Below are 20,595 nucleotides of genomic sequence, written 5' to 3' on the forward strand. Positions count from 1 at the left end.
AGTTCCGTAGGCATACGGTCAGGTTGACGATAGGTGGTGCGCACAGTCAAGTACGTTCCGGCATATGGGAGATGGCTCACCGAAGTCGTCACCAAAGGCGTCACAACCGTCAGACCGCCTCACCCAGAGCCGCGATGACATCCGCCTTGCGGGGGAGGCCGGTGGCACGCCGCACGACCCGCCCGTCGGCGTCGAGAACCAGCACGGTGGGGGTCTTCAGGATGTCGAGTTCCCGTACGAGGTCCAGGTGGTCCTCGGCGTCGATCTCGATGTGGCTGACGCCGGGGACCATGCCGGCCACCTCGCCCAGCACCCGGCGCGTGGCCCGGCAGGGCGCGCAGAAGGCGCTGGAGAACTGCACCAGGGTGGCCTTCTCGCCGAGGTCGCCGCCCAACTCGGCGGCGCCGAGCCGTTTTCCGCCGTCGCGCCCACGCACCCGTACTCTCCCGCTCCGCCGCCGATGCAGCACTCCGTAGGCGCTCGCCGCCGCGAGCACCACCGCGCACACCACAAGTCCGGTCATCCCATCCTCCAGCGTTCACGAGACTGCAAAGATTCCCGGCGCCCGGAATCGTTTCCGCTGCGGAATCCTTGATTCATGGACATCGATGCGAGAGGGCCGCGTTTCGGCGCGGTCCTGACGACCGTAGTACTGGCGGTCGTGCTGATCACCGGCAGCTTCTGGCTGCTGGCCTGGCAGACCCTGGCGTTCGCGCTGGGCGCGGCGGGCGGCGTGGGCCGTTCGCCGTACGGCTGGCTGTTCCGGACGGCTGTACGGCCCCGGATCGGTCCGGCGACCGAGTTCGAGGCGCCTCTGCCGCCGCGGTTCGCGCAGGCGGTCGGGCTGGTCTTCGCCGGGGTGGGTCTGGTCGGATTCGGCCCGGGTCCCACCTGGCTGGGGCTCACGGCGACCGGGCTGGCGCTCGCCGCCGCGTTCCTCAATGCGGCGTTCGGGTACTGCCTCGGATGCGAGATGTACCTGCTCGCGCGCCGAGTGGCGGTACGTGCACAGTAAAGGCAATTTAAAAGGCCGAGGTGGATCAAGTGATGGACGTGACGAGGATCTCGCCGTTCTGCGGCACGAGGACTGGCCAGTCGTTCGTTCTTGGGGCACGATCTGCGCAATGCCGTAAACCTACGGCTGCGTAACTTTCCCGCCCGGAGAACCCCTTCCAGGCAGAGAGAAGGGTCCACCCCGTCCATGGCTGAGCTTGTCTACCGTCCCGTCGTCGGTCTCGCCCAAACGTTGTTCAAGGCCTGGGACCTCAAGATCGACTGCAAGGGATCGGAGAACATTCCGCGCTCGGGCGGCGCCGTGCTGGTCAGTAATCACATCAGCTATCTGGACTTCATCTTCGACGGTCTGGCCGCCCTGCCGCAGAAGCGCCTGGTGCGCTTCATGGCGAAGGAGTCGGTGTTCCGGCACAAAATCTCGGGTCCGCTGATGCGCGGCATGAAGCACATCCCGGTGGACCGCAAGCAGGGCGAGACGGCCTACCAGCACGCGCTGCAGTCCCTGCGCGACGGTGAGATCGTCGGCGTCTTCCCCGAGGCGACCATCTCGCAGTCCTTCACCCTGAAGAGCTTCAAGTCCGGTGCCGCGCGCATGGCCCAGGAGGCCGGCGTCCCGCTGATCCCGATGGCGCTGTGGGGCACCCAGCGCCTGTGGACCAAGGGCCACCCCAAGAACTTCAAGCGCAGTCACACCCCGATCACCATCCGGGTGGGCGAGCCGCTGGAGGCCCCGCAGGACCAGTACGCGGGCGCCATCACCCGCCGTGTGCGCGAGCGCGTCCAGGAGCTGCTGGAGGCCGCCCAGCGCGCCTATCCGGTACGCCCCAAGGGCCCGGACGACACATGGTGGATGCCCGCCCATCTCGGCGGTACGGCACCGACTCCCGAAGAGGTCAAGGCGGCCGAGGCGCGCTGAATCGTCACGCCGGGGCGTGGACGGTGATCCGCGCCCCGGGGCTGAACTTCTCCAGCAGTTCGGCGAGTTCGGCACCCGCCCGCTCGACCTCGGCGACGGGCATCGGCGCCAGAGCCTCCAACAGGAAGACGGCGGAGGCCGTTTCCTCGGTGAGCCTGGTGCGCGGCCCCTGCCGCCAGTTCCAGCGGCGGCACGTGACCCCTGCCGCGTCGGTCCACACCACCTCGCCCGCGTCGGGGTGTTCGACGATCTCCTCGCCGCCCGCGACGGTCACGAAGTCCTCCTCCCCGGTGGCCCGTACGAGCGTCATCCCGCCCTGGATGCGGTCGGTGTCCTCGCCGCCCACCGGGATCAAGTGGGCGACGCTGACGGCGTTGTAGAGGTCGACCAGCACATTGATCCGGGGCAGCCCGGCATCCGAGAGTGCCCTCTTGGCCAGCGCCTCCGCCGAGTTGCGGGTCCGCGACGGCTTCGACCCGAACGCCGTGTACATCTCGCGCCAGGCGGTCATGTGCGGGTCCTCGTGCGGGGCGCGCCCGTCCAGTCGTACGGCCAGGCGGCGGGCCGCTTCGTCGAGGAGCGCCGAACTCGCTTCGGTGCTCGGCCCGTTGACCAGTCCTGTCGCCTCGATCGCGAGGTGCGTGAAACCGGGGGCGAGGGCGCGGACTTCGTCGGACACGGTCAGGATGAGGGTCATGGTCTGCCTCAGAGTGCGGTCGGGAGCGTCTTCCACAGGTGCGGCCGGTCGGGGGCGGCCTTGAGGGCGCTCAGTACGACCGGGTGCGGTTTAGCGTACAGGACCGGATAGTCCAGCTCATTGAACTCCGGGTCGGGGACGAAGGCCAGCCGCTCGCCGTCGAGGGAGAACTGCGCGTCGACGCCCGGCTTGTTGCCGCGCGGATCCTGCCGGTGCCAGGCCCCGTTGAACCGCACGGCGACCAGCCCGTGCACCACGTCGAACTTCTGGTAGCACAACGCCGTCGGGATGTCCTCGGCCCGCAGCAGCGCGGCCAGCGCGTGCGCCTTGGCGTAGCAGATTCCGGTGCCCTGCTCCAGGACGTCGGAGGCCCGCCAGGTGACGCGCGGATCACCGGAGTCCTGCGAGTGCGGGATGGCGTCCCGCACGTACTCGAACGCCAGCCGTGCATAGGCATACGAGTCCGCCGCACTCCTGGCCAGCCGTGCGGCCGTTGCCAGCACCAGGGGATGGTCGTGGTCGACGACCTCGTCAGCGGCCAAATAGGCGGACAGGTCGGGGGTGTTCTGGATGAGCTCCATGCCTGCAGAGCATAGGAAAGCGATCACCCGAGAGTCAATGACTTTTCAGATGACCGCATACCTATGCATCGGCTCCGTTGGAGTCGGCTAGCGCGCCATCTCCTCCTTGAGCGCCGCCACGAACGCGTCCACGTCGTCCTCGGTCGTGTCGAAACCGCACATCCAGCGGACGTCGCCCGCCGCCTCGTTCCAGAAGTAGAAACGGAACCGCTGCTGCAGTCGCACGCTCACGTCGTGCGGGAGGCGGGCGAAGACGCCGTTGGCCTGCACCGGATAGAGGATCTCCACGCCGTGCACCGCGCGGACGCCCTCGGCGAGGCGCTGGGCCATCTCGTTGGCGTGGCGGGCGTTGCGCAGCCACAGGTCCTTGGCGAGCAGCGCCTCCAACTGCACGGAGACGAAGCGCATCTTGGAGGCGAGCTGCATGGACAGCTTGCGCAGGTGCTTCATGTGGCTGACGGCGTCCTGATCGATGACGACGACCGCCTCGCCGAACAGCGCGCCGTTCTTCGTCCCGCCCAGGGAGAGAATGTCGACGCCGACCGCGTTCGTGAACGTCCGCATGGGGACGTCCAGGGAGGCCGCCGCGTTGGCTATCCGGGAGCCGTCGAGGTGGACCTTCATGCCGCGCGCGTGGGCGTGGTCGCAGATCGCACGGATCTCGTCGGGTGTGTAGAGGGTGCCGAGTTCGGTGCTCTGGGTGATCGAGACGACCTGCGGCATCGCACGGTGCTCGTCGTCCCAGCCGAAGGCCTGCCGGTCGATCAGTTCGGGCGTGAGCTTGCCGTCGGGGGTGGGCACCGTGAGGAGTTTGAGGCCGCCCATGCGCTCGGGGGCGCCGCCCTCGTCGACGTTGATGTGTGCGCTCTCGGCGCAGATCACCGCGCCCCAGCGGTCGGTGACCGCCTGGAGCGCGACGACGTTGGCGCCGGTGCCGTTGAAGACCGGGAAGGCCTCGGCCGTGGCGCCGAAGTGGCTGCGGATGATCCCTTGGAGGTTCTCGGTGTAGTCGTCCTCGCCGTACGCGACCTGGTGGCCGCCGTTGGCCAGGGCCAGGGCGGCGAGTACCTCGGGGTGGGCGCCGGCGTAGTTGTCGCTGGCGAAGCCGCGGATCTCCGGGTCGTGATGGCGACGGGCGTCGGTCTTCGGAGGGTTCACGGCTTCTCGGTCAGCCACAGACGGTTTCCGTTCACCTCGGAGGCGGGCTTGTCCCAGACGCCGGCGATGGCCTCGGCGAGGTCCTTGACGTCGGTGAAGCCCGCGAACTTCGCGTGGGGGCGTTCGGCGCGCATCGCGTCGTGCACCAGTGCCTTCACCACCATGATGGCGGCGGCGGAGGTGGGGCCGCCCTCGCCGGCGGCCTTGCGGTAGCCGTCGGCCATGGCGAGGGTCCAGGCCTCGGCGGCGGCCTTGGAGGCGGAGTAGGCCGCGTTGCCCGCCGTCGGCTTGCTGGCGCCGGCCGCGCTGATCAGGAGGTAACGCCCCCGGTCGCTGCGCTCCAGGCCGTCGTAGAAGGCCAGGGAGGTGTGCTGCACGGTGCGGATGAGCAGCTTCTCCAGCAGGTCCCAGTCGGCGAGGTCGGTGTCGGTGAAGGTGGCGCTGCCGCGCCAGCCGCCGACAAGGTGGACCAGGCCGTCGACGTGGCCGAAGTCCTTCTCGATGTGCGCGGCCCAGTCGCGGGTCGCCTGCGGGTCGAGGAGGTCGACGGTGTCCCCGACGACGGTGGCGCCGCCGTGCGCGTAGCGGGCCGCGTCCACGGCCTCCGCCAGGCGTTCGGGATGCGCGTCCGAGCCGACGACGGTCGCGCCCGCCTCGGCGAGCCGCAACAGCACGGCACGGCCCGCGGGCCCGCCCGCTCCGGCCACCGCGATCACCGCGCCGTTGAGCGCCCCGTTCCCCATGGTCCTCGCCTCCTGAGCCACTTCGGTCGTACGGTCGCTCACGCGGCGATCCGCTCTTCGCTCTCCGCCGTGATGCCCTTGGTCGAGGCGATCACGTTCTTCAGCTTCTTGGAGAGTGCCTCATAGAACATGCTCAGCGGAAACTCGTCCGGAAGCACGTCGTCCACGAGTTTCCGCGGCGGCTGACCCAGGTCCAGGGCGTCGGGACCCTTCGCCCACTTGGATCCCGGGTGCGGGGCGAGGTACGTGGCGACCAGCTCGTAGGCCTTGAACCAGTGGACCAGCTTGGGGCGGTCGATGCCCGCGCGGTAGAGGTCCTCGATGTCGGCGCACAGCTGGTTGGTGACCTCGGGGGCGCGCCGCCAGTCGATGTGCAGCTTGTTGTCGGTCCAGCGGACGACGTCGTGCTTGTGCAGGTAGGCGAAGAGGAGCTGGCCGCCGAGACCGTCGTAGTTGCGGACCCGTTCGCCGGTGACCGGGAAGCGGAACATGCGGTCGAAGAGGACCGCGTACTGCACGTCACGGGCCTGCTGGACGCCGTCGGCCTCCAGCTTGACGGCCTCCTTGAAGGCGGTGAGGTCGCAGCGCAGCTCTTCGAGGCCGTACATCCAGAACGGCTGGCGCTGCTTGATCATGAACGGGTCGAAGGGCAGGTCGCCGTGGCTGTGGGTGCGGTCGTGGACCATGTCCCACAGGACGAAGGCCTCCTCGCAGCGCTTCTGGTCGTGGACCATCGTGGCGACGTCCTCGGGCAGTCGCATACCCAGGATGTCGACGGCGGCCTCGGTGACCCGCCGGAAGCGGGCGGCCTCGCGGTCGCAGAAGATGCCACCCCAGGAGAAACGTTCCGGCGCCTGGCGTACGGCGATGGTCTCCGGGAAGAGCACGGCGGAGTTGGTGTCGTAGCCGGACGTGAAGTCCTCGAAGGTGATGCCGCAGAACAGCGGGTTGTCGTAGCGGGTCGCCTCCAGCTCGGCCAGCCAGTCGGGCCAGACCATGCGCAGGACGACCGCTTCGAGGTTGCGGTCCGGGTTGCCGTTCTGCGTGTACATCGGGAAGACGACCAGGTGCTGGAGTCCGTCCCGGCGGTTCGCGGCGGGCTGGAAGGCCAGCAGCGAGTCCAGGAAGTCGGGCACCTGGAAGCCGTCGGCGGCCCACTGCCCCAGATCCCTGACGAGCGCGGCGTGGTACGCGGCATCATGCGGGAGCAGCGGGGAAAGCTCCTCGACGGCGCCCGTCACGCGGCGCACGGCGGACTCCGCCTCCGCGCGGTCCGGGGCGCCCTCGGCCGCGAAGTCGATCGAGCCGTCCTTGGACTGCCATGGCCGGATCCGCTCCACGGCATCCTTGAGCACGGGCCATGCCGGATGCTCCACCACCCTGGTCATGGGAGGAACCCGCTCCTCCGAACCCACCTGCACAAGAATTTCCGTCATATCCCATCCTCCACGGGAGAACCTCGCGTATGGACACCGTATGCGTTCATGCTTTCTCCCAGCAAGTGGAGGATCAGCAATTTATCCTGCACCACTCGCCTGTCACCGCTCTTTTTCCTGCCGGACACAAGGAAGGCGATTACTTCCGCTGTGGCCGGGTAGGCGGCGGGCGCCCACGGCCGGGGGCCGGTTTCCGGTCAACGTCCGCCCGGCTCGCCCACGGCCGGGTGACGGCGCCGCGCAGTACGCTCCGGACACGCCCCGGCAGCCGCCGCCAATCCCCCGTGTAGGCACGGGTACATCGCCGGGCCCGGCCATTAGGCTGCGGCTCTGCCGCGTGGACGCCGGTGTCCGGCCGCGCCCGCGCGCGCGTGCCGAGCCGCCGTCGACGGAAGCGAGTTGAACCTTGAACTTCCTTACCATCGGTCACCGCGGAGTCATGGGTCTCGAACCCGAGAACACTCTCCGTTCCTTCGTCGCCGCCGAGCAGGCCGGCCTCGATGTCATCGAACTCGATCTGCATCTGAGCAGCGACGGCGCCCTTGTCGTCATGCACGACTCCGACGTGGACCGCACGACCGACGGGACCGGTCCGATCGCCGGGAAGACCCTCGGCGAGCTGCGCACCCTGGACGCGGGCCGCGGCGAGCGCGTGCCCGTCCTCGAAGAGGTACTGGACGCGGTCGGGTCGCCGATCCAGGCCGAGATCAAGGACCTGGCGGCGGCGCGGGCGCTGGCCGAGGTCATGCACCGGCGGGACCTGGTCGGGCGGGTCGAGGTGTCCTCGTTCCACGACGAGGCGATCGCCGAGATCGCCCGCCTGGTGCCCGGCGTACGCACCGCGCTGATCGCCGGCCGCTTCGGCCCCGACGTGGTGGAACGGGCCACCGAGGCCGGTGCCGAAACGGTCTGCCTCAACATCCGACGCCTCACCCTGGAGGTCGTCGAGGCGGCCCGCAAGGCGGACCTGAAGATCATCGGCTGGGTGGTGAACACCCAGGACCAGCTGCGGCTCGTCCGCGCCCTGGAGCTGGACGGCGCGACCACCGACTACCCGGAGATCAAACGCACCGGCCGCTTCACGGCATAGCGGCTATGCGAGCTCCTTGACCAGCAGCTCGAACCGCAGGTCGTCGCGCTGCGGAACGCCGAACCGCTCGTCGCCGTACGGGAACGGGGTCATCCGGCCCGTACGGCGATAGCCGCGCCGCTCGTACCACGCGATCAGATCGTTCCGTACGGAGATCACGGTCATGTGCATCTCCCGCGCGCCCCACGTCTCCCGGGCCGCTCGCTCCGCCTCCGCGATGATCACCTTGCCGAGGCCGCCGCCCTGGAGCCGCGGGCTGACGGCGAACATCCCGAAGTAGGCGTGATCGCCGCGGTGTTCGAGCTGACAGCAGGCGACGACCTGCCCGTCGCGCTCGACGACCAGCAGTCGGCTGTCGGGCGACTTGATCACCGCGAGCACGCCCTCGGGATCGGTCCGCTGCCCTTCGAGGATGTCCGCCTCGGTGGTCCAGCCGGCCCGGCTGGCGTCCCCCCGGTAGGCCGACTCGATCAGCACGACCAAGGCGTCCACATCGGCGTCGGTGGCGTCGCGGAAGGTCGGTCCGGTGGCGGCGGTGTCCATGGTGCACAACTCCGATCGGGGGCGCGGCTCGAGAGAGACGAGAGTAACGCGGTACGGAGGCTAGGCTCGGGCCGCATGGTGCACGTACTGAGCAGCCGTATCCTGCTGCGCCCCACCGATCCCGACCGGTCCCGCGCCTTCTACGGCGAGCAGTTGGGGCTGCCCGTCTACAGGGAGTTCGGCACAGGGGTGGCGCGCGGGACCGTCTACTTCCTCGGCGAAGAATTCCTGGAGGTCTCCGGGCGCTCGGACACCCCGCCCTCCCCCGCCGCCGCACAGCTGTGGTTGCAGGTCGCGGACGCGGAAGGCGCGCACGAGGAGCTGCGGGCGAAGGGGGTGGAGATCGTGCGACCGCCGGTGAAGGAGCCCTGGGGTCTGGTCGAGATGTGGATCGCGGATCCGGACGGGACACGGATCGTGGTGGTGGAGGTGCCGGCGGATCATCCGATGCGCTACCGGCCGGGGATCTAAGGCCGCCGGTATCCAGCGGCTGCGGAACATCCCGGCTTACGACGGCCAGGGCGGCCAGGGCGGCCTTCCGTGCCCGGATGGCCGGGGTCGCGGCCCGGGTTTAGCGTGCTGGGAGGGGAGCTTTCCGCGGAAGGAACGCCATGAAGCTCGACGGACCGGTGACCGGTGGGCCCTGCTGGACCGAGTTGGGGACCAGTGATCTGGAGGCGGCAAAACGGTTCTACTCGGACCTGTTCGGCTGGCGTCCGGAGACCGATCCCCGGCAGGAGGCGGGCGGCTACACCGTCGCGCACATCGGGGACGCGGCGGTCGCCGCGCTGACGCCCCTGTTCCAGGAGTCGCAGCCGGTGGCGTGGAACGTGTCGTTCGCCGTCGCGGACGCCGACGCGACCGCCGAGAAGATCCGCGCGGCGGGCGGGACCCTGCTGATGGAACCGATCGACGTGTTCGACATCGGCCGTTTCACAGTCGCCCTCGACCCGGGCGGCGCCGCGTTCCAGACCTGGCAGGCCCGCACCTTCCCCGGCGCCGGGCTGTTCAACGCGCCCGGCGCGCTGGGCTGGGTGGAGTTGCTCACGCGGGCGCCCGAACAGGCGGAGACGTTCTACACGACGGTGTTCGGCTGGACCGTCCGCCCCTCGGCGCACTACCCGCAATGGGGCATCGACGGCGCCGACTTCGGCGGCATGATGACGATGGACGAGAAGTTCCCGCCCGAGGTGTCCGCGCACTGGCTGCCGTACTTCGCCGTGCCGGACGTCGGCACCGCCGCCACCACGGCGACGGACGCGGGCGGCACGGTCCTCATGGAACCCATGTCCATCGGCGACGTGCGGCGGGTGGCGGTGGTGCGGGATCCGCAGGGGGCGGTGTTCGGGGTGTACGCGGAGGGTGCGGAGGGCTGAGGCGGCGCCCCCCGTTTCCCGCTCCCCCCGTTTCCCGCTCCCTCCGTTTCCCGCTCCCCCCGCCTTCGCTCTCACGCCAACCGCGTCACCGTCACCCTGTCGATCACGGGCGCGTACGCGGAGCGTTGGCCGTACTGGTTCCTGGAGTGGCCGTCGTGGTCCGGGAGTTCGTCGGCGGTGAAGGCGAGGGTGTTGGTGCCCTGGTCGAGGGTGACGGGGAAGGTGAGCTCGTGGAAGTTGTTGAAGTGGAAGGTGGTGGGGAACAGGACGCGCTGCGGGGCGGCCCCGTTGACCGCGATGTCCGCGTGGCGGCAGACCGGGTCCGGGTTGTAGTGCGTGGCGGGCGCCTGTTCGCCGTTGGAGTAGCGGATCGTGAGCGCGTGACGGCCGGCCCGCTCCGCCGTCACCGTGAGGGTCAGAGCGTTCGCGGGTCCGGCGCCGATGCCGTCGACCGCCTTGCCGCCCGTGGCGAACGTATGGGCGCCGGTGACCCTGGCGCTGCCGGTCGTGATGCCTTCCTCCGCCGGGTGCGTCGAGGTGGGGAGGAGACCGCGTGAGGGGCCGGTGCGGAGGCGGTCCAGGATGAGTTCGTCCGAGGTGGCGGTGATGGTGATCTTGTTGATGCCCGACGCGAGGAACAGGGGGATGTCGGATCGTTCAACGATCCTCATGTCACCTCCACCGACAATCCCTACGTTCTCGCCGTTGATCGTCAACTCGCCCTCCCCGGAACCGATCCGATCGACGGCAACCGTCGCCTCCCCGTCCTCCGCCGCGTGCACCCAGAAGGTGGCGGTGCCGCCCCGCGGCAGTACGGCGACACCGGGGCCCGAAGCTCCGCGCCGCCCGTAGTCGACACGAGCACCGCCTCCCAGAGCCGCGAACTCTGCGTCGTACAGCGCCGTAGCGGTCACGTGGTCGTCGCGCAGGGCGAGGTCGATCCTGTCGACGACCGCGTCACCGCGCGTGGCGCCGAGGTCGGGATCCTTGGCGGCGAGGGTGATCGTGTGCGCGCCGGCGGTCAGTTCGACCCGGGTGTCGGTGTGGCCCCATACCGCCCACTTGTAGCCGAGCGGCAGTCGGAGTTCCTGCGGGTGCCTGCCGTCGACGCGGAGGAAGACATTGGTGGGGCCCTGCTCGCGCACCGCGTCGGCCAGGTTGTACGAGTTGGCGAAGACGCTCAGGTCGTACGTCCCGTCCCGCGGGACCTCCACGGAGAAGGCGAGCACGCCGTCGGAGCCGGTGCGGAGTCCGCCCACGTGGTAACCGGTCGAACCGGCGAACTTGTCGACGTTGGACGGGGATCCCTCGGGTCCGTTGAGCGAACGGCCACCACCGATGTAGGCCGCGTCCTCGGCCTGGTACGCGCGCCGCCAGCCGACCGAGGGCGGCAGCGCCACGGCCCCCTTGCCTCCCGGGGACAGGATCACCTGGTATGCCGACATCTCCTCCAGGTCGGTCAGACGCAGCGTCACTTCGCCGTCCAGGACGGGGAGTTCGCGATCGGCCAGCCGCAACGGCTGCGCGGAGGAACCGACTTGGCCCGTCCAGGGGATCTCCAGGAGCCGTACGTGGACGGTCGTACCGAAGACTTCGGGGTCCACGTGCTCGAACACGACGTCCGCGGATCCGCCCGCGCCGCCGAGCAGCACCCGCGCCTGCCGCTTGGCACGGTCCAGCGCGGCGACGCCCTGCAGCGTGTACTGGACGTTGGGGTGGGGCGCGGTGACCCGGACGGTGTTGCCCGTGAACTGCCCGTAGGCGTTGAACAGCCACCACTGGCCGTTGCCCTTGTTGGCTTCCACGGCCGAGTCGTTGAGGTTGCCGTCGATGTTCCAGTACGCCATGTCGGCGTCGACCTTGGACTCCTCGATCGCGGCGATCCACTGGATCATCTGTCCCGGGACGGACAAGTGGTAGTTGTGCGCGTACTCGTTGATGTTGACGGGGAGGGGACCGATCCCCAACTCCCGCTCCAGCGCACGGTACTTCGCGACGTTGGTGCGGATCTCGTCGGGCGAGGACAGCTCGTGCCAGGTGATCACGTCGGGCAGTACGCCCTCGGCCTCGGCGAACTCCAGGAAGCCCCTGACCTCGTCGTACAGGACGCAGGTGTTGGGTCCTGCGATGCGGGCGCCCGGGTCGAGTTCCTTGATGAGGCGGTAGGTGTCCTGCCAGGCGGTGAAGTAGCGGCGCGGGTCGGTGCGCCAGGAGACCTGGTCGTAGCTCCACTCCCCCGTGCCGAACATGTTGCCCTCGGGCTCGTTGAACGGGACGTACACGACATGGGACCTGTACGCGCCGAGTGCCAGTACCTGTTCGACCTGCCTGCGGACGCGCGCCGTGAAGTCGGCGAGGCGCTCGGTTCCGGTGGCGCCGGGCCATTCGTAGGGGAAGCCGCGGTAGATGTCGGTCAGGTAGACGTAGACGTCCTTGCCGCCCGCCTCGACGAAGGGTTCCAGGATCTCCAGGGCGTCGGCGCCCGGGTGCTGGGTGCCGTCCTGGGCCTTGGTGGAGACCGTGCGGACGTACATGCCCTCGACGACGTTGCGGCTGGGGACGCCGTCGCCGTAGAGGCCGTAGAGCGTGCCGCTCGCGCCTCCGTGGAAGGGGCCCGTGTCGGTGCCGAGGTCGATGGTGAGCGTCTCGGGCGGGGAGGCTGCGGCTGCCACGGCATCAATCCCTTGTTCGACATGTCGTATGCCGGTCGGCGTCCCGAACCGGCCTGGTCGAACGTAGGGAGATCACACGGCTCGCGTCAACGGGCTGTCACCGTCCGCGTACGGCGGCTCAGACGTGCAGCATGCCCGGTCGGCCTTCCAACTGGACCAGCAACTCGCCGAGCAGGGTGGCGAGTTCGCCCTGTCCGGGGTGGTCAAGGCCGGAGAGCACGGTGGTCTCGTAGGCGAGTTGCTCGGGCAGGATGGCGTCGACGAGGTCGCGTCCCGCGTCCGTGAGGCGGACGTGGGCGACGCGGCGGTCGCGGGTGTCGCCACGGCGTTCCACGAGCCCGCGTTCGGTCAGTTGCTTGAGGCGCTTGGTGACGGCGGCGCCGGAGGAGAAGGTCTCCCGGGTCAGCTCGCTCGGTGTCAGCTCGTGCCCGGTGCGGCGGAGCGCGCCGAGGAGGTCGAACTCGGGGCGGCTGAGCCCGGCCCGGCGCAGGGGTGCGTCCTCGGCCTGCTGGAGCAGGGCGGCGCACCGGTTGATGCGGCCGATGATCTCCATCGGGCCGGTGTCGAGGTCGGGGTGCACGGCCTGCCACTGCCCGACGACGGCGGCGACGGTGTCGCGCCGGGTCGCACTCGGAGCGGTGGGGCGGGCCGCGCCGTCCACCGGCCGTCCATTGGTTGCCGTCATCCCCGTATGCCCTCCGTCTTCCTGCCCGTGCGCCGATCCGCGGCCGGCCGGGAGTGCGACCCCTGGCGTCGTACCGTCGCGGCGAGCGTACGGTGTCCGGACCGCTCGGCGAGCACGACCCGCTCCTGCGGCAGGGCGCGCTGCCACCACTCGCCGGACGCGGCGTCGGCGGTGGCGCGGAGTTCGACCACGGCGGCGGCGAGCGTCCGGTGCGCGGATTCCAGGGCGCCGGGCGCGGGAGTCGGCTCCGCCAGGAGGTGCGCGGCGCGCTCGCGGGCCCGTTCCAGCGCGGTCAGCGCCTCCTCGATGCGGTCGGTCGCGCGGCGGTTGGTGACGGCGAACGCGGCGACGAGGCCGACCAGGGCGCCGACGAGGGTGTCCACGACCCGCTCGGTGATCAGCTCACCGGGACGCTGAGCTCGGGCGAACTCCGTGATCAGCAACGCCATCGGGGTCACACAGACGCTGCCGAGCCAGTAGTTGCGGCTGATCAGCGCCTCGGCGCCGAAGCTGAAGGCGAGGCAGCACAGCACGAGGGCCGCCGGGTGCGTGTGGGCGAGCGGGGCGACCGCGGCGAAGACCAGCACACCGGCGAGATTGCCGACGACCCGCTGCACGCCCCGGCTCCAGGTGAGCGTGATGTTGGCCTGATAGAGGGAGGCGGCGGTGACCAGGGCCCAGTAGGGGCGGCCCACACCGAGGGCGAGGGAGGCGTATCCGGCGAGGGCGCAGCCGAGCGCCGTGCGCAGCACGAGGGGGGTGAGCGGGCCGAGCCTGGTCCACAACGGGCGGGCGGGGGTGGCGAGTTCGGCGTCCACACCGAGGAGTTCGGCTACGGCGCCCGCCGGGGCGTCGGTCTGCGGGACCGGTCCCCTGCCGCGCAGTTCGCGCGCCCAGGTGCGCAGCCGCTCCGGGTCGGCGTCCGCGGGCGCGGCGAGCGCGACCTCGGCGCGGACGAGGAGGCGTTCGAGGGCGCGTCGGGGCGGGGTGCGGGTGCCGGTGGCGAGCAGGGACTGCCAGGCGGCGTGGACAGCGGCTGCCGCGGCGGTACGCAGGCGTGCGGGACCGTTGTCTTCACGCGCGCGTGAAGGGCCGTCATCGGCACACGCGCGTGCGTGACCGTCGTCTTCACGCGCGCGTGCAAGGCCGTCATCGGCACACGCGTGTGAAGGGCCGCCGCCTGCACGCGCGCGTGCAGGGCTCTTTCCGGTGCCGCGTGCGGCGGCGTACGCGGCGGCGGCGTTCAGGGCCTGGGCGGTGGCGCGGCGCTCGGGGCCGTGGGGCCGGACGAGGCCGGGCGCCATGCCGACAAGCCATGCCCAGACGCCCGCGGCGGCGGCCGGCGCGAGGTGGCCGGGGACCTGGCCGAGCGTCTGCGGCGCGAAGAGCGAGGCCGAGGTGATGAAGGTGAGGACGACGTTCCCGGGCGGACCGATCCGGGTCACGTCGCACAGCCCTTTCTGTACGGCGGCCAGGGCGGCGCCGACCGTGACCAGCACGACGGCGTCGGTGGTGAGGGAGGCCGTGACCAGCGCGACGGCGAGCCCGCCGACCATGCCGAGCACCACCCGGGCCAGGGCGCGGGCCCGGGCGGCGTACGGCTTGTTGTGGGCGTAGAGCGCGCACAGGGATCCGGCCATCGTGTACATCGCCAGGTCGAGGCGGCCGAGGGCCAGCAGCGTCAGGTTGGGCGGGGCGATCGAGGCGACCACGCTGAGCGCGGGCTTGAACCAGATGTCGGAGGGCCGGCCGAGGCGCAGCACGCCGGTGAGCGGGAGACGTCGGACGCGAGGGGCGGGGGTGGGGGTCGCACTGCTCATGGGGAACAAGATTAACGGGTGTTTTACTCGTGAAGCATTTCCGGTGTGCACGCCTCCGACCTGCCGCTCACCTGCCGCGCTCCGTCAAGTGCTCCCCGTGTACACCCTTGCGCTCGGTTGCGCCCCGCCCGGCGCGGGCAACCTGTGACCGACCGTCGACGGAGAGCGACACCCAGGGCGGAACGGGGGACGCGCGTGCACGGACCGGCCTCGCCCGGCTGGCTGCTGGTCGCGCTGTGCGCGGCGACCGGGGCCTACTGCCTGCTGCGGATGCGCAGCCCTGTCGAGGAACAGCGCCGGGCCGCCGGCAGTGAGGCGCTGATGGGCTTCGGTATGGCCGCGATGGCCGTGCCCGCCGCCGCGTTCAGCCCTCCGTCGTGGGCCTGGCCCGTCTACGCGACGGTGTTCGGCGCGGCGGCGCTGCGCGCCCTGTGGACGGCACGCAGGAGCCCGCACCATGTGCACCATCTGCTGGGCACCGCGGCCATGGTCTACATGGCGCTCGTGATGGCCGCCTCCCCCGGACACCACCACGAGCACGGAAGCTCCGGAGTCCCGCTCGTGACGGGCGCGCTGCTCCTCTACTTCGTCGGATACGTGCTGCTGTCGGGCGCCCGGCTGGTACCCGTGTCCGCCACGGCCGTCGGCACCGGGAGCGTCGGGTGGGGCGACCGGCCGGAGTTGGCACGGGCGTGCCGGCTGTCGATGGGGATCGGCATGGTCGCGATGCTGCTGACGCTCTGAGCGGGGACCCGGACACGGGGACCGGGCGACTGTACGGAATCGTGGTCTGCGTCACTTTGCCGTAACAAGCCGTACCCCTGATCACCGCGCCGCTCATAGGGTGCTCCCATGATGGTCCCCGCGGCACTGTTGCTGCTCGGCGCCCTGGCCGCCGTCGTCGCCCCACGGCTGCTCGCCCGGGCCGACTGGGCGGACCACGAGCCGGTGGTCGCGCTGTGGGTGTGGCAGTGCGTGGTGGTGGCCGTGCTCCTGTGCTGCGCCCTGTCGATGACGCTCAGCGCCGCCGCCGCGTGGCAGGCGGTCCGCGGGCATGTCTTCGCCAACGCCCCGCACGCGGTCGTGGACGCCTATCCCCTGGTGACGACCGGCCCTTGGGCCGCGGCGACCGCGGTGGCCCTCGCGTGCGGCGGGGCGTGGACGGCGGCGATGCTGGTCCGGGAAGTCGTACGGGCCCGGGCGCGCCGTCGGCTGCGGAGGGCCGAACTCCTCGTACGGGCCCCGGTGTTGCCCGGTGAGGAGCCGGGTGCCGAGCCGCTGGTCATCCTGGAGGGGGAGCGGCCGGACGCCTGGTGGTTGTCCGGTACCGCGCCCCAACTGGTCATCACCACGGCCGCGTTGAGGCGCCTCAAGGGGCGACAGCTGGACTCGCTCCTCGCGCACGAGCAGGGGCACGCACAGGCCCGGCACGACTGGCTGCTGCACTGCTCGGGCGCGCTCGCCAACGGGTTTCCGCAGGTGCCGGTGTTCGCCGCGTTCCGGGACGAGATGCACCGGCTGGTCGAACTCGCCGCCGACGACATGGCCTCCCGCCGCTTCGGCCGCCTCACGACGGCACTGGCACTGGTCGAACTCAACGAGGACCGCGGGGTGTTCGGCCCGTGCCCCACTCCGCACGCCCATGTCCCGCAGCGGGTGCACCGGTTGCTCACTCCCCCGGACCGGCTCACGGCGATGCGCCGCCTGGGGCTGACCGCCACGGCAACGCTGGTGCCGGTGGTACCCGTACTGGTGGCGTTCGTGCCGGGGTTGCGGGCGCTCGGCTGAGGCGGAGCCGAGGAAAGCCGAAACGGAGGTAGGGATGGCCTCGTCCCGGGGCCGGGTTGGCCGCGTACGCCGCAGGTCGGCGAGGATCGTTCCATGAGCACTCCGTACCTCCGCCTCCCGACCACCCGGCGCACCGCCCTCCCCTTGGCGCTGTGCTCGGCGCTGCTTCTCACCCTGGTCGCGGTCGAGTGGCGCCCGCTGATCGACCTGGACGAACGGATCGCCCGGACCACGCATCGGTGGGCGGTCGAGGAGCACGGGGTGACCCGTGTGTGCCGCATCCTGACGGACTGGGTCTGGGACCCGCTGACCCTGCGTCTCGTGTGTGCGGTCGCCATGGGATGGCTGGTGTGGCGGCGCGCGGCATGGTGGACGGCCCTATGGCTGGCGGCCACATGTGCGCTCGGCACAGTGCTGCAACAGTCCCTCAAGGCGCTGCTCGACCGCCCCCGCCCGGTATGGCCCGACCCCGTCGACTCGGCCCACTACGCGGCCTTCCCCTCGGGCCACGCCATGACCGCCACGGTGGTCTGCGGCCTGCTCCTGTGGCTGCTGCACCACTATGACGCCGGACGCGCTGTGTGGCGTACGGCCGTTGGTCTGGCCGTGATCTCCGTCGCGGGTGTGGGACTGACCCGTGTGTGGCTGGGCGTGCACTGGCCGTCGGATGTGCTGGGCGGCTGGCTGCTGGGGGCGCTCGTGGTGGCGCTGGCCGTCGGCGCGTACGAACGGTGGCGGGCGTGAGCGCGGCCGGGCGGCGGCATCGCTGTGTCGGGCCGGCGGAGTTGCGGACGGCCGTGCGGCCGGGTGCGGAGGGCCGGGTCGTGCGGTCGGCTTCCAAGCTGGACGCCTGGCCGACCGGACGGGACCGAGCCGAACTCGCCGAACCCTTCACCTTCGTGGTCGACCTGGGCGGTCTGCTGCGCCTGGCACCCCGCCGGAGTGAGCACGTGGCATGTGCAGGGGGCGCCGATGTGCTGGCGGCGGGTGAGATGGGGTTCGGGCGCGCGGCGGGGTGCTGGGTCGTCGGGGAGATCAGCAACCAGTCCACCGGCTACTGCCCCCGTCTCGACGCCTGGCACGCGGTGGCACGGGCGCTCGACGAGGCCGGCATCGGCCGTCCCGCCGCGTTCACCCACGCCGTGGTGTTCCGGCGCTGTGAACCGTGCCGGGAGATCAACATCGTGCGCGGGGGTGACTTCGTCTGTGTGTTCTGCGGGAGTGATCTTCCGGCCGAGTGGAATGTGGCCGCGTAAGATCACCGTATGAGTGCCGTCCTCTTCGACTTCTCCGGAACCCTCTTCCGTATCGAGTCCACCGAGTCCTGGCTCCGTGCCGTGCTGCGCGAGACCGGGATCGCGCTGCCCGAGCCGGAGTTGGCCGAGGCGGCGCGGGCTCTGGAGTCGGCGGGGGCGTTGCCGGGTGGGGCGCAGCCGGAGCGGCTGCCCGAGGAGTTCGCCGGGGTGTGGGCGATCCGCGACGAGAGTGCCGAGCTGCACCGGGCCGCGTACACCGGCGTCTCACGCCAAGTCCCGCTGCCCGAACCGGTGTTGCACGACGCGCTGTACGACCGGCACATGACGCCGGCCGCGTGGACGCCGTACCCGGACACGGAGGACGTCCTGCGGACCCTGCACGAACGCGGGATCGGCGTCGGTGTGGTCAGCAACATCGGCTGGGATCTGCGGCCGGTGTTCCGCGAGCACGGCCTCGACGCGTACGTGGACGCGTACGTCCTGTCGTACGAACACGGCGTCCAGAAGCCGGACCCCCGGCTGTTCACGGTCGCCTGCGAGGCCCTCGGCGTCGACCCGAAGGACGTGCTGATGGTCGGAGACGACCGGCGGGCGGACGGCGGGGCGGCGGCGCTGGGGTGCGGGGTGCACTTCGTGGAACACCGGCCGGTGACGGAACGGCCGGCCGCCCTGCGGCCTGTGCTGGAGCTGGCCGGGCAGGGCGGACTTCCAGGACGGGACTGGCCCAAGGGGCGAGGCTGAGGCCTCCGCGCGCGGTCGTACTCGCGGGCGAAACGGTCAGCTGCGGGGCGCCGGGCCTCGGAGGTACGGTCGAACGTCTTCGGTCCGGCAGCACCGGGTCGGGATCACGACCCCGAGCCGCCAAAAAACCCGGCCGCGGCGCACCCCACCCACCCGCTCACCCCTGATACCCCTCCACCTCGGACTCCGGCCGCACCCGCGCCTCGTCCGGGTTCTCCCCGAACTCCACCTTTGCGCGGCGCTGCCTCAACAGGTCCCAGCACTGGTCGAGTTCGCGCTCCAGTTGTCCGAGTCGCTGGTGTTCCGTGGTGCTGTCGATCGTGCCGGACGCGAGGGCCTCCCGGAGTTTGCGCTCGTCGTCGACCATCTCGTTGATTCGCGCGAAGATCTGCTGGTCCTGCTCCATACCCGTGCGCCTCCTCGGCTCGACACCCGTGCCCACTCTAGGGACGGATCACGGGCCGTGCGACAGATGTGCGAGAAGGCGGCGACGGACACCGGGTCAAAAGTCGCCCAAGGAAACCATTGGGGTGAAAAGGAGCCGCCCGCCTGAGACGATCCCCCGCGTCGCCCCAGACGGACGGCAGCATTCGCCGGACCCCCGCGACGGGAGACCCGGACGTCCTGAGTATAGTTGGCTGATAGCCAGTCAACGCAGGAGTTACAGCATGTCCCCGCGAAGCGCCTCGGTCAATGAAGAGTTGCGACGGCGTTCCCGGGAGCGGCTCCTGCTGGCAGCCCTCGAACTGGTCGGTGAGCGCGGGTACGAGGCCACGACCTTGGGCGACATCGCGGACCGGGCCGGCTCGGCGCGCGGTCTGGTGTCGTACTACTTCCCCGGGAAACGCCAGCTCGTGCAGTCCGCGGTGCACCGCCTGATGCACCGCACACTGGAGGAGGCGCTGGAGCGCGAGCCCCTTACCGACGACGGGCGGGAGCGGATGGCGCGCGCCATCGACGCGATCCTGGGCCTCGCGCACGACCGGCCCGTGCTGATGCGCCAGCACATGGCGGGACTCCTCCAGGGCGAGGGTTTCGTGCAGTGCCCGGAGCAACGGCGGCTGTCCGAGCTGCTCGGCGAGACGATCGCGCGCTACGGCTCGGGGAACGTCCCGTCCGACTACCCGATGCTCCGCGCGCTCCTCATGGGCGCGGTGTACGCGGCGCTCGTGCCGGGGGTGCCGATGCCGATTCCGGTGCTGCGGACCGAGTTGTTCGAACGGTACGGGCTCGACTGGGAGTTGGGGATTCCACCGGACCCCGGTGCGCCGAGCAGAGCGGCCGACACGGACCTGTCGCGGTTCTTCGCGACCGACGACAGGTCCACCGCTGAAAGATCAACGGAGGGTCGTTCGGCCGGGGATCGGTCGGCCGGGGGCAGACCCGCCGACGACCGCCCTACCGGACCCTCCGACGCCTGACGGCCCTGCTCAGCGCCGGGCATGACGAGGCGTCAGAAAGCCCGCGTCGCGCGCCTGGGAGATGAGCCGAAGGGACCGCCGCCGACTGTGTCCGGTCGCGCACATCACCGCGAGGACGGGATCGACGCCTTCCTCCTGGGCCGCGCGGTACTCCTGCGCGACCAGCCGGCGCCCCTCGATGCCACGCGGCCAGGCCGACCGGGCCCGGCGCGCTCCACCCGAATCCGCACTCTCCTCTCCCTCCACCACCTCCGGCTCCAGTCCGCACGCCTCGAAGAGCGGCCCTTCGATCCAGTCGGCGAGCACCGTCAAGTCGTCGAGGGACAGCGCCGGTTGGGCCCGCACGTCCTCCACGGAGACGCACTGTTCGGACACCACGGCGAGCGCGTCGACCCGGGCGCCGTCGGCGAAGGCCAGCCGGACGTGGAACCACGAGGTGGCCCCGTCGTGCTCCTGCACTTCCCACGCGGGCCACACGGACACAGCGCCGTCCGCCGGGCAGCGATCAAAAAGATTAAGAAAGGATGCTTCTAGCACACACGCAACGTAACCGCATGATCACATTCCATACGAACGGACACGCGCGCCCCCTTCGCGTACGGCTGCGCACGGCACCCTGTCAGCGGAGCGCCGGTGGTGCGATCCTGGACCTGTCAGT

Annotated in this window: 23 protein-coding genes; 11 read left to right on the forward strand and 12 right to left on the reverse strand. The window is 70.7% G+C overall.

What is annotated here, in order from left to right; all coding sequences use genetic code 11:
* Positions 1–109 precede the first annotated feature (109 nt).
* Positions 110–523, reverse strand: a complete 414-nt coding sequence (locus ACIQBL_RS19445; RefSeq protein ID WP_401943279.1) for a TlpA family protein disulfide reductase — start codon at positions 521–523, stop codon at positions 110–112.
* A gap of 75 nt (positions 524–598) precedes the next feature.
* Between ACIQBL_RS19445 and ACIQBL_RS19450 the strand changes: the two genes are divergently transcribed.
* Positions 599–1,015, forward strand: a complete 417-nt coding sequence (locus ACIQBL_RS19450; protein WP_401943281.1) for a DUF4395 domain-containing protein — start codon at positions 599–601, stop codon at positions 1,013–1,015.
* Between the two features lie 186 nt (positions 1,016–1,201).
* Positions 1,202–1,930: a lysophospholipid acyltransferase family protein gene (locus ACIQBL_RS19455; RefSeq protein ID WP_401943283.1), complete on the forward strand. Its 729-nt coding sequence runs from the start codon at positions 1,202–1,204 to the stop codon at positions 1,928–1,930.
* 4 nt (positions 1,931–1,934) lie between these two features.
* Here the strand turns inward: ACIQBL_RS19455 and ACIQBL_RS19460 are convergent, their stop codons facing one another.
* The 5 genes from ACIQBL_RS19460 to ACIQBL_RS19480 all read right to left on the reverse strand — a co-directional run bounded on the left by ACIQBL_RS19460 (position 1,935) and on the right by ACIQBL_RS19480 (position 6,545).
* The gene (locus ACIQBL_RS19460; protein WP_401943285.1) at positions 1,935–2,627 is read right to left on the reverse strand and encodes a B3/4 domain-containing protein; all 693 of its coding nucleotides are present in this window, start codon (positions 2,625–2,627) and stop codon (positions 1,935–1,937) included.
* An 8-nt stretch (positions 2,628–2,635) separates the two neighbouring features.
* Positions 2,636–3,208: a transglutaminase domain-containing protein gene (locus ACIQBL_RS19465; protein WP_401943287.1), complete on the reverse strand. Its 573-nt coding sequence runs from the start codon at positions 3,206–3,208 to the stop codon at positions 2,636–2,638.
* 87 nt (positions 3,209–3,295) lie between these two features.
* Positions 3,296–4,366, reverse strand: a complete 1,071-nt coding sequence (locus ACIQBL_RS19470; protein WP_401943288.1) for a threonine aldolase family protein — start codon at positions 4,364–4,366, stop codon at positions 3,296–3,298.
* The gene (locus ACIQBL_RS19475; RefSeq protein WP_401944033.1) at positions 4,363–5,109 is read right to left on the reverse strand and encodes an SDR family NAD(P)-dependent oxidoreductase; all 747 of its coding nucleotides are present in this window, start codon (positions 5,107–5,109) and stop codon (positions 4,363–4,365) included. Before ACIQBL_RS19475 ends, ACIQBL_RS19470 begins: the two co-directional genes overlap by 4 nt.
* Positions 5,110–5,147: 38 nt before the next feature.
* Complete coding sequence (locus ACIQBL_RS19480; RefSeq protein ID WP_401943291.1) at positions 5,148–6,545, reverse strand: DUF6421 family protein; 1,398 nt, start codon at positions 6,543–6,545, stop codon at positions 5,148–5,150.
* Between the two features lie 406 nt (positions 6,546–6,951).
* Between ACIQBL_RS19480 and ACIQBL_RS19485 the strand changes: the two genes are divergently transcribed.
* Entirely contained in the window at positions 6,952–7,635 is a 684-nt protein-coding gene (locus tag ACIQBL_RS19485) for a glycerophosphodiester phosphodiesterase (protein WP_401943293.1), read from the forward strand.
* 3 nt (positions 7,636–7,638) lie between these two features.
* On the opposite strand, the gene ACIQBL_RS19490 is transcribed toward ACIQBL_RS19485, so the two are convergent.
* Positions 7,639–8,178, reverse strand: coding sequence for a GNAT family N-acetyltransferase (locus ACIQBL_RS19490; protein WP_401943295.1), 540 nt, complete (start codon positions 8,176–8,178; stop codon positions 7,639–7,641).
* 75 nt (positions 8,179–8,253) lie between these two features.
* Here ACIQBL_RS19490 and ACIQBL_RS19495 point away from each other — a divergent pair, with 75 nt between their 5' ends.
* Positions 8,254–8,649 (forward strand): VOC family protein, encoded by a 396-nt coding sequence (locus ACIQBL_RS19495; RefSeq protein ID WP_401943298.1) that lies wholly within the window; start codon positions 8,254–8,256, stop codon positions 8,647–8,649.
* 140 nt (positions 8,650–8,789) lie between these two features.
* Positions 8,790–9,554, forward strand: a complete 765-nt coding sequence (locus tag ACIQBL_RS19500) for a VOC family protein (RefSeq protein ID WP_401943300.1) — start codon at positions 8,790–8,792, stop codon at positions 9,552–9,554.
* Between the two features lie 71 nt (positions 9,555–9,625).
* On the opposite strand, the gene ACIQBL_RS19505 is transcribed toward ACIQBL_RS19500, so the two are convergent.
* The 3 genes from ACIQBL_RS19505 to ACIQBL_RS19515 all read right to left on the reverse strand — a co-directional run bounded on the left by ACIQBL_RS19505 (position 9,626) and on the right by ACIQBL_RS19515 (position 14,731).
* Complete coding sequence (locus ACIQBL_RS19505) at positions 9,626–12,226, reverse strand: cellulosome protein (protein ID WP_401943302.1); 2,601 nt, start codon at positions 12,224–12,226, stop codon at positions 9,626–9,628.
* 118 nt (positions 12,227–12,344) lie between these two features.
* Complete coding sequence (locus tag ACIQBL_RS19510) at positions 12,345–12,911, reverse strand: MarR family winged helix-turn-helix transcriptional regulator (protein WP_401943304.1); 567 nt, start codon at positions 12,909–12,911, stop codon at positions 12,345–12,347.
* A complete protein-coding gene (locus ACIQBL_RS19515) occupies positions 12,908–14,731 on the reverse strand; it encodes an FUSC family protein (protein WP_401943307.1) in 1,824 nt (607 codons plus the stop codon). Before ACIQBL_RS19515 ends, ACIQBL_RS19510 begins: the two co-directional genes overlap by 4 nt.
* A gap of 195 nt (positions 14,732–14,926) precedes the next feature.
* On the opposite strand from ACIQBL_RS19515, the gene ACIQBL_RS19520 reads away from it, so the two are divergent.
* The 5 genes from ACIQBL_RS19520 to ACIQBL_RS19540 all read left to right on the forward strand — a co-directional run bounded on the left by ACIQBL_RS19520 (position 14,927) and on the right by ACIQBL_RS19540 (position 18,516).
* Positions 14,927–15,475 (forward strand): DUF5134 domain-containing protein, encoded by a 549-nt coding sequence (locus ACIQBL_RS19520; RefSeq protein WP_401943310.1) that lies wholly within the window; start codon positions 14,927–14,929, stop codon positions 15,473–15,475.
* 108 nt (positions 15,476–15,583) lie between these two features.
* Complete coding sequence (locus ACIQBL_RS19525; protein ID WP_401943313.1) at positions 15,584–16,519, forward strand: M56 family metallopeptidase; 936 nt, start codon at positions 15,584–15,586, stop codon at positions 16,517–16,519.
* Positions 16,520–16,612: 93 nt separating this feature from the next.
* On the forward strand, positions 16,613–17,263 hold the full coding sequence (locus tag ACIQBL_RS19530) for a phosphatase PAP2 family protein (protein ID WP_401943316.1): 651 nt from the start codon (positions 16,613–16,615) through the stop codon (positions 17,261–17,263).
* A complete protein-coding gene (locus ACIQBL_RS19535; RefSeq protein ID WP_401943319.1) occupies positions 17,260–17,775 on the forward strand; it encodes a hypothetical protein in 516 nt (171 codons plus the stop codon). The genes ACIQBL_RS19530 and ACIQBL_RS19535 overlap by 4 nt, the downstream gene beginning before the upstream one ends.
* A gap of 9 nt (positions 17,776–17,784) precedes the next feature.
* On the forward strand, positions 17,785–18,516 hold the full coding sequence (locus ACIQBL_RS19540) for an HAD family hydrolase (protein ID WP_401943322.1): 732 nt from the start codon (positions 17,785–17,787) through the stop codon (positions 18,514–18,516).
* A gap of 157 nt (positions 18,517–18,673) precedes the next feature.
* On the opposite strand, the gene ACIQBL_RS19545 is transcribed toward ACIQBL_RS19540, so the two are convergent.
* Positions 18,674–18,922, reverse strand: coding sequence for a DUF2630 family protein (locus tag ACIQBL_RS19545; protein WP_043668925.1), 249 nt, complete (start codon positions 18,920–18,922; stop codon positions 18,674–18,676).
* Between the two features lie 262 nt (positions 18,923–19,184).
* Here ACIQBL_RS19545 and ACIQBL_RS19550 point away from each other — a divergent pair, with 262 nt between their 5' ends.
* On the forward strand, positions 19,185–19,937 hold the full coding sequence (locus ACIQBL_RS19550; RefSeq protein ID WP_401943324.1) for a TetR/AcrR family transcriptional regulator: 753 nt from the start codon (positions 19,185–19,187) through the stop codon (positions 19,935–19,937).
* 9 nt (positions 19,938–19,946) lie between these two features.
* Here ACIQBL_RS19550 and ACIQBL_RS19555 read toward each other — a convergent pair whose 3' ends face one another.
* Complete coding sequence (locus ACIQBL_RS19555) at positions 19,947–20,420, reverse strand: DUF6214 family protein (RefSeq protein WP_401943327.1); 474 nt, start codon at positions 20,418–20,420, stop codon at positions 19,947–19,949.
* Positions 20,421–20,595 lie beyond the last annotated feature (175 nt).

Source organism: Streptomyces sp. NPDC088350 (assembly GCF_044753545.1).
In the GTDB taxonomy this organism is placed as follows: domain Bacteria; phylum Actinomycetota; class Actinomycetes; order Streptomycetales; family Streptomycetaceae; genus Streptomyces.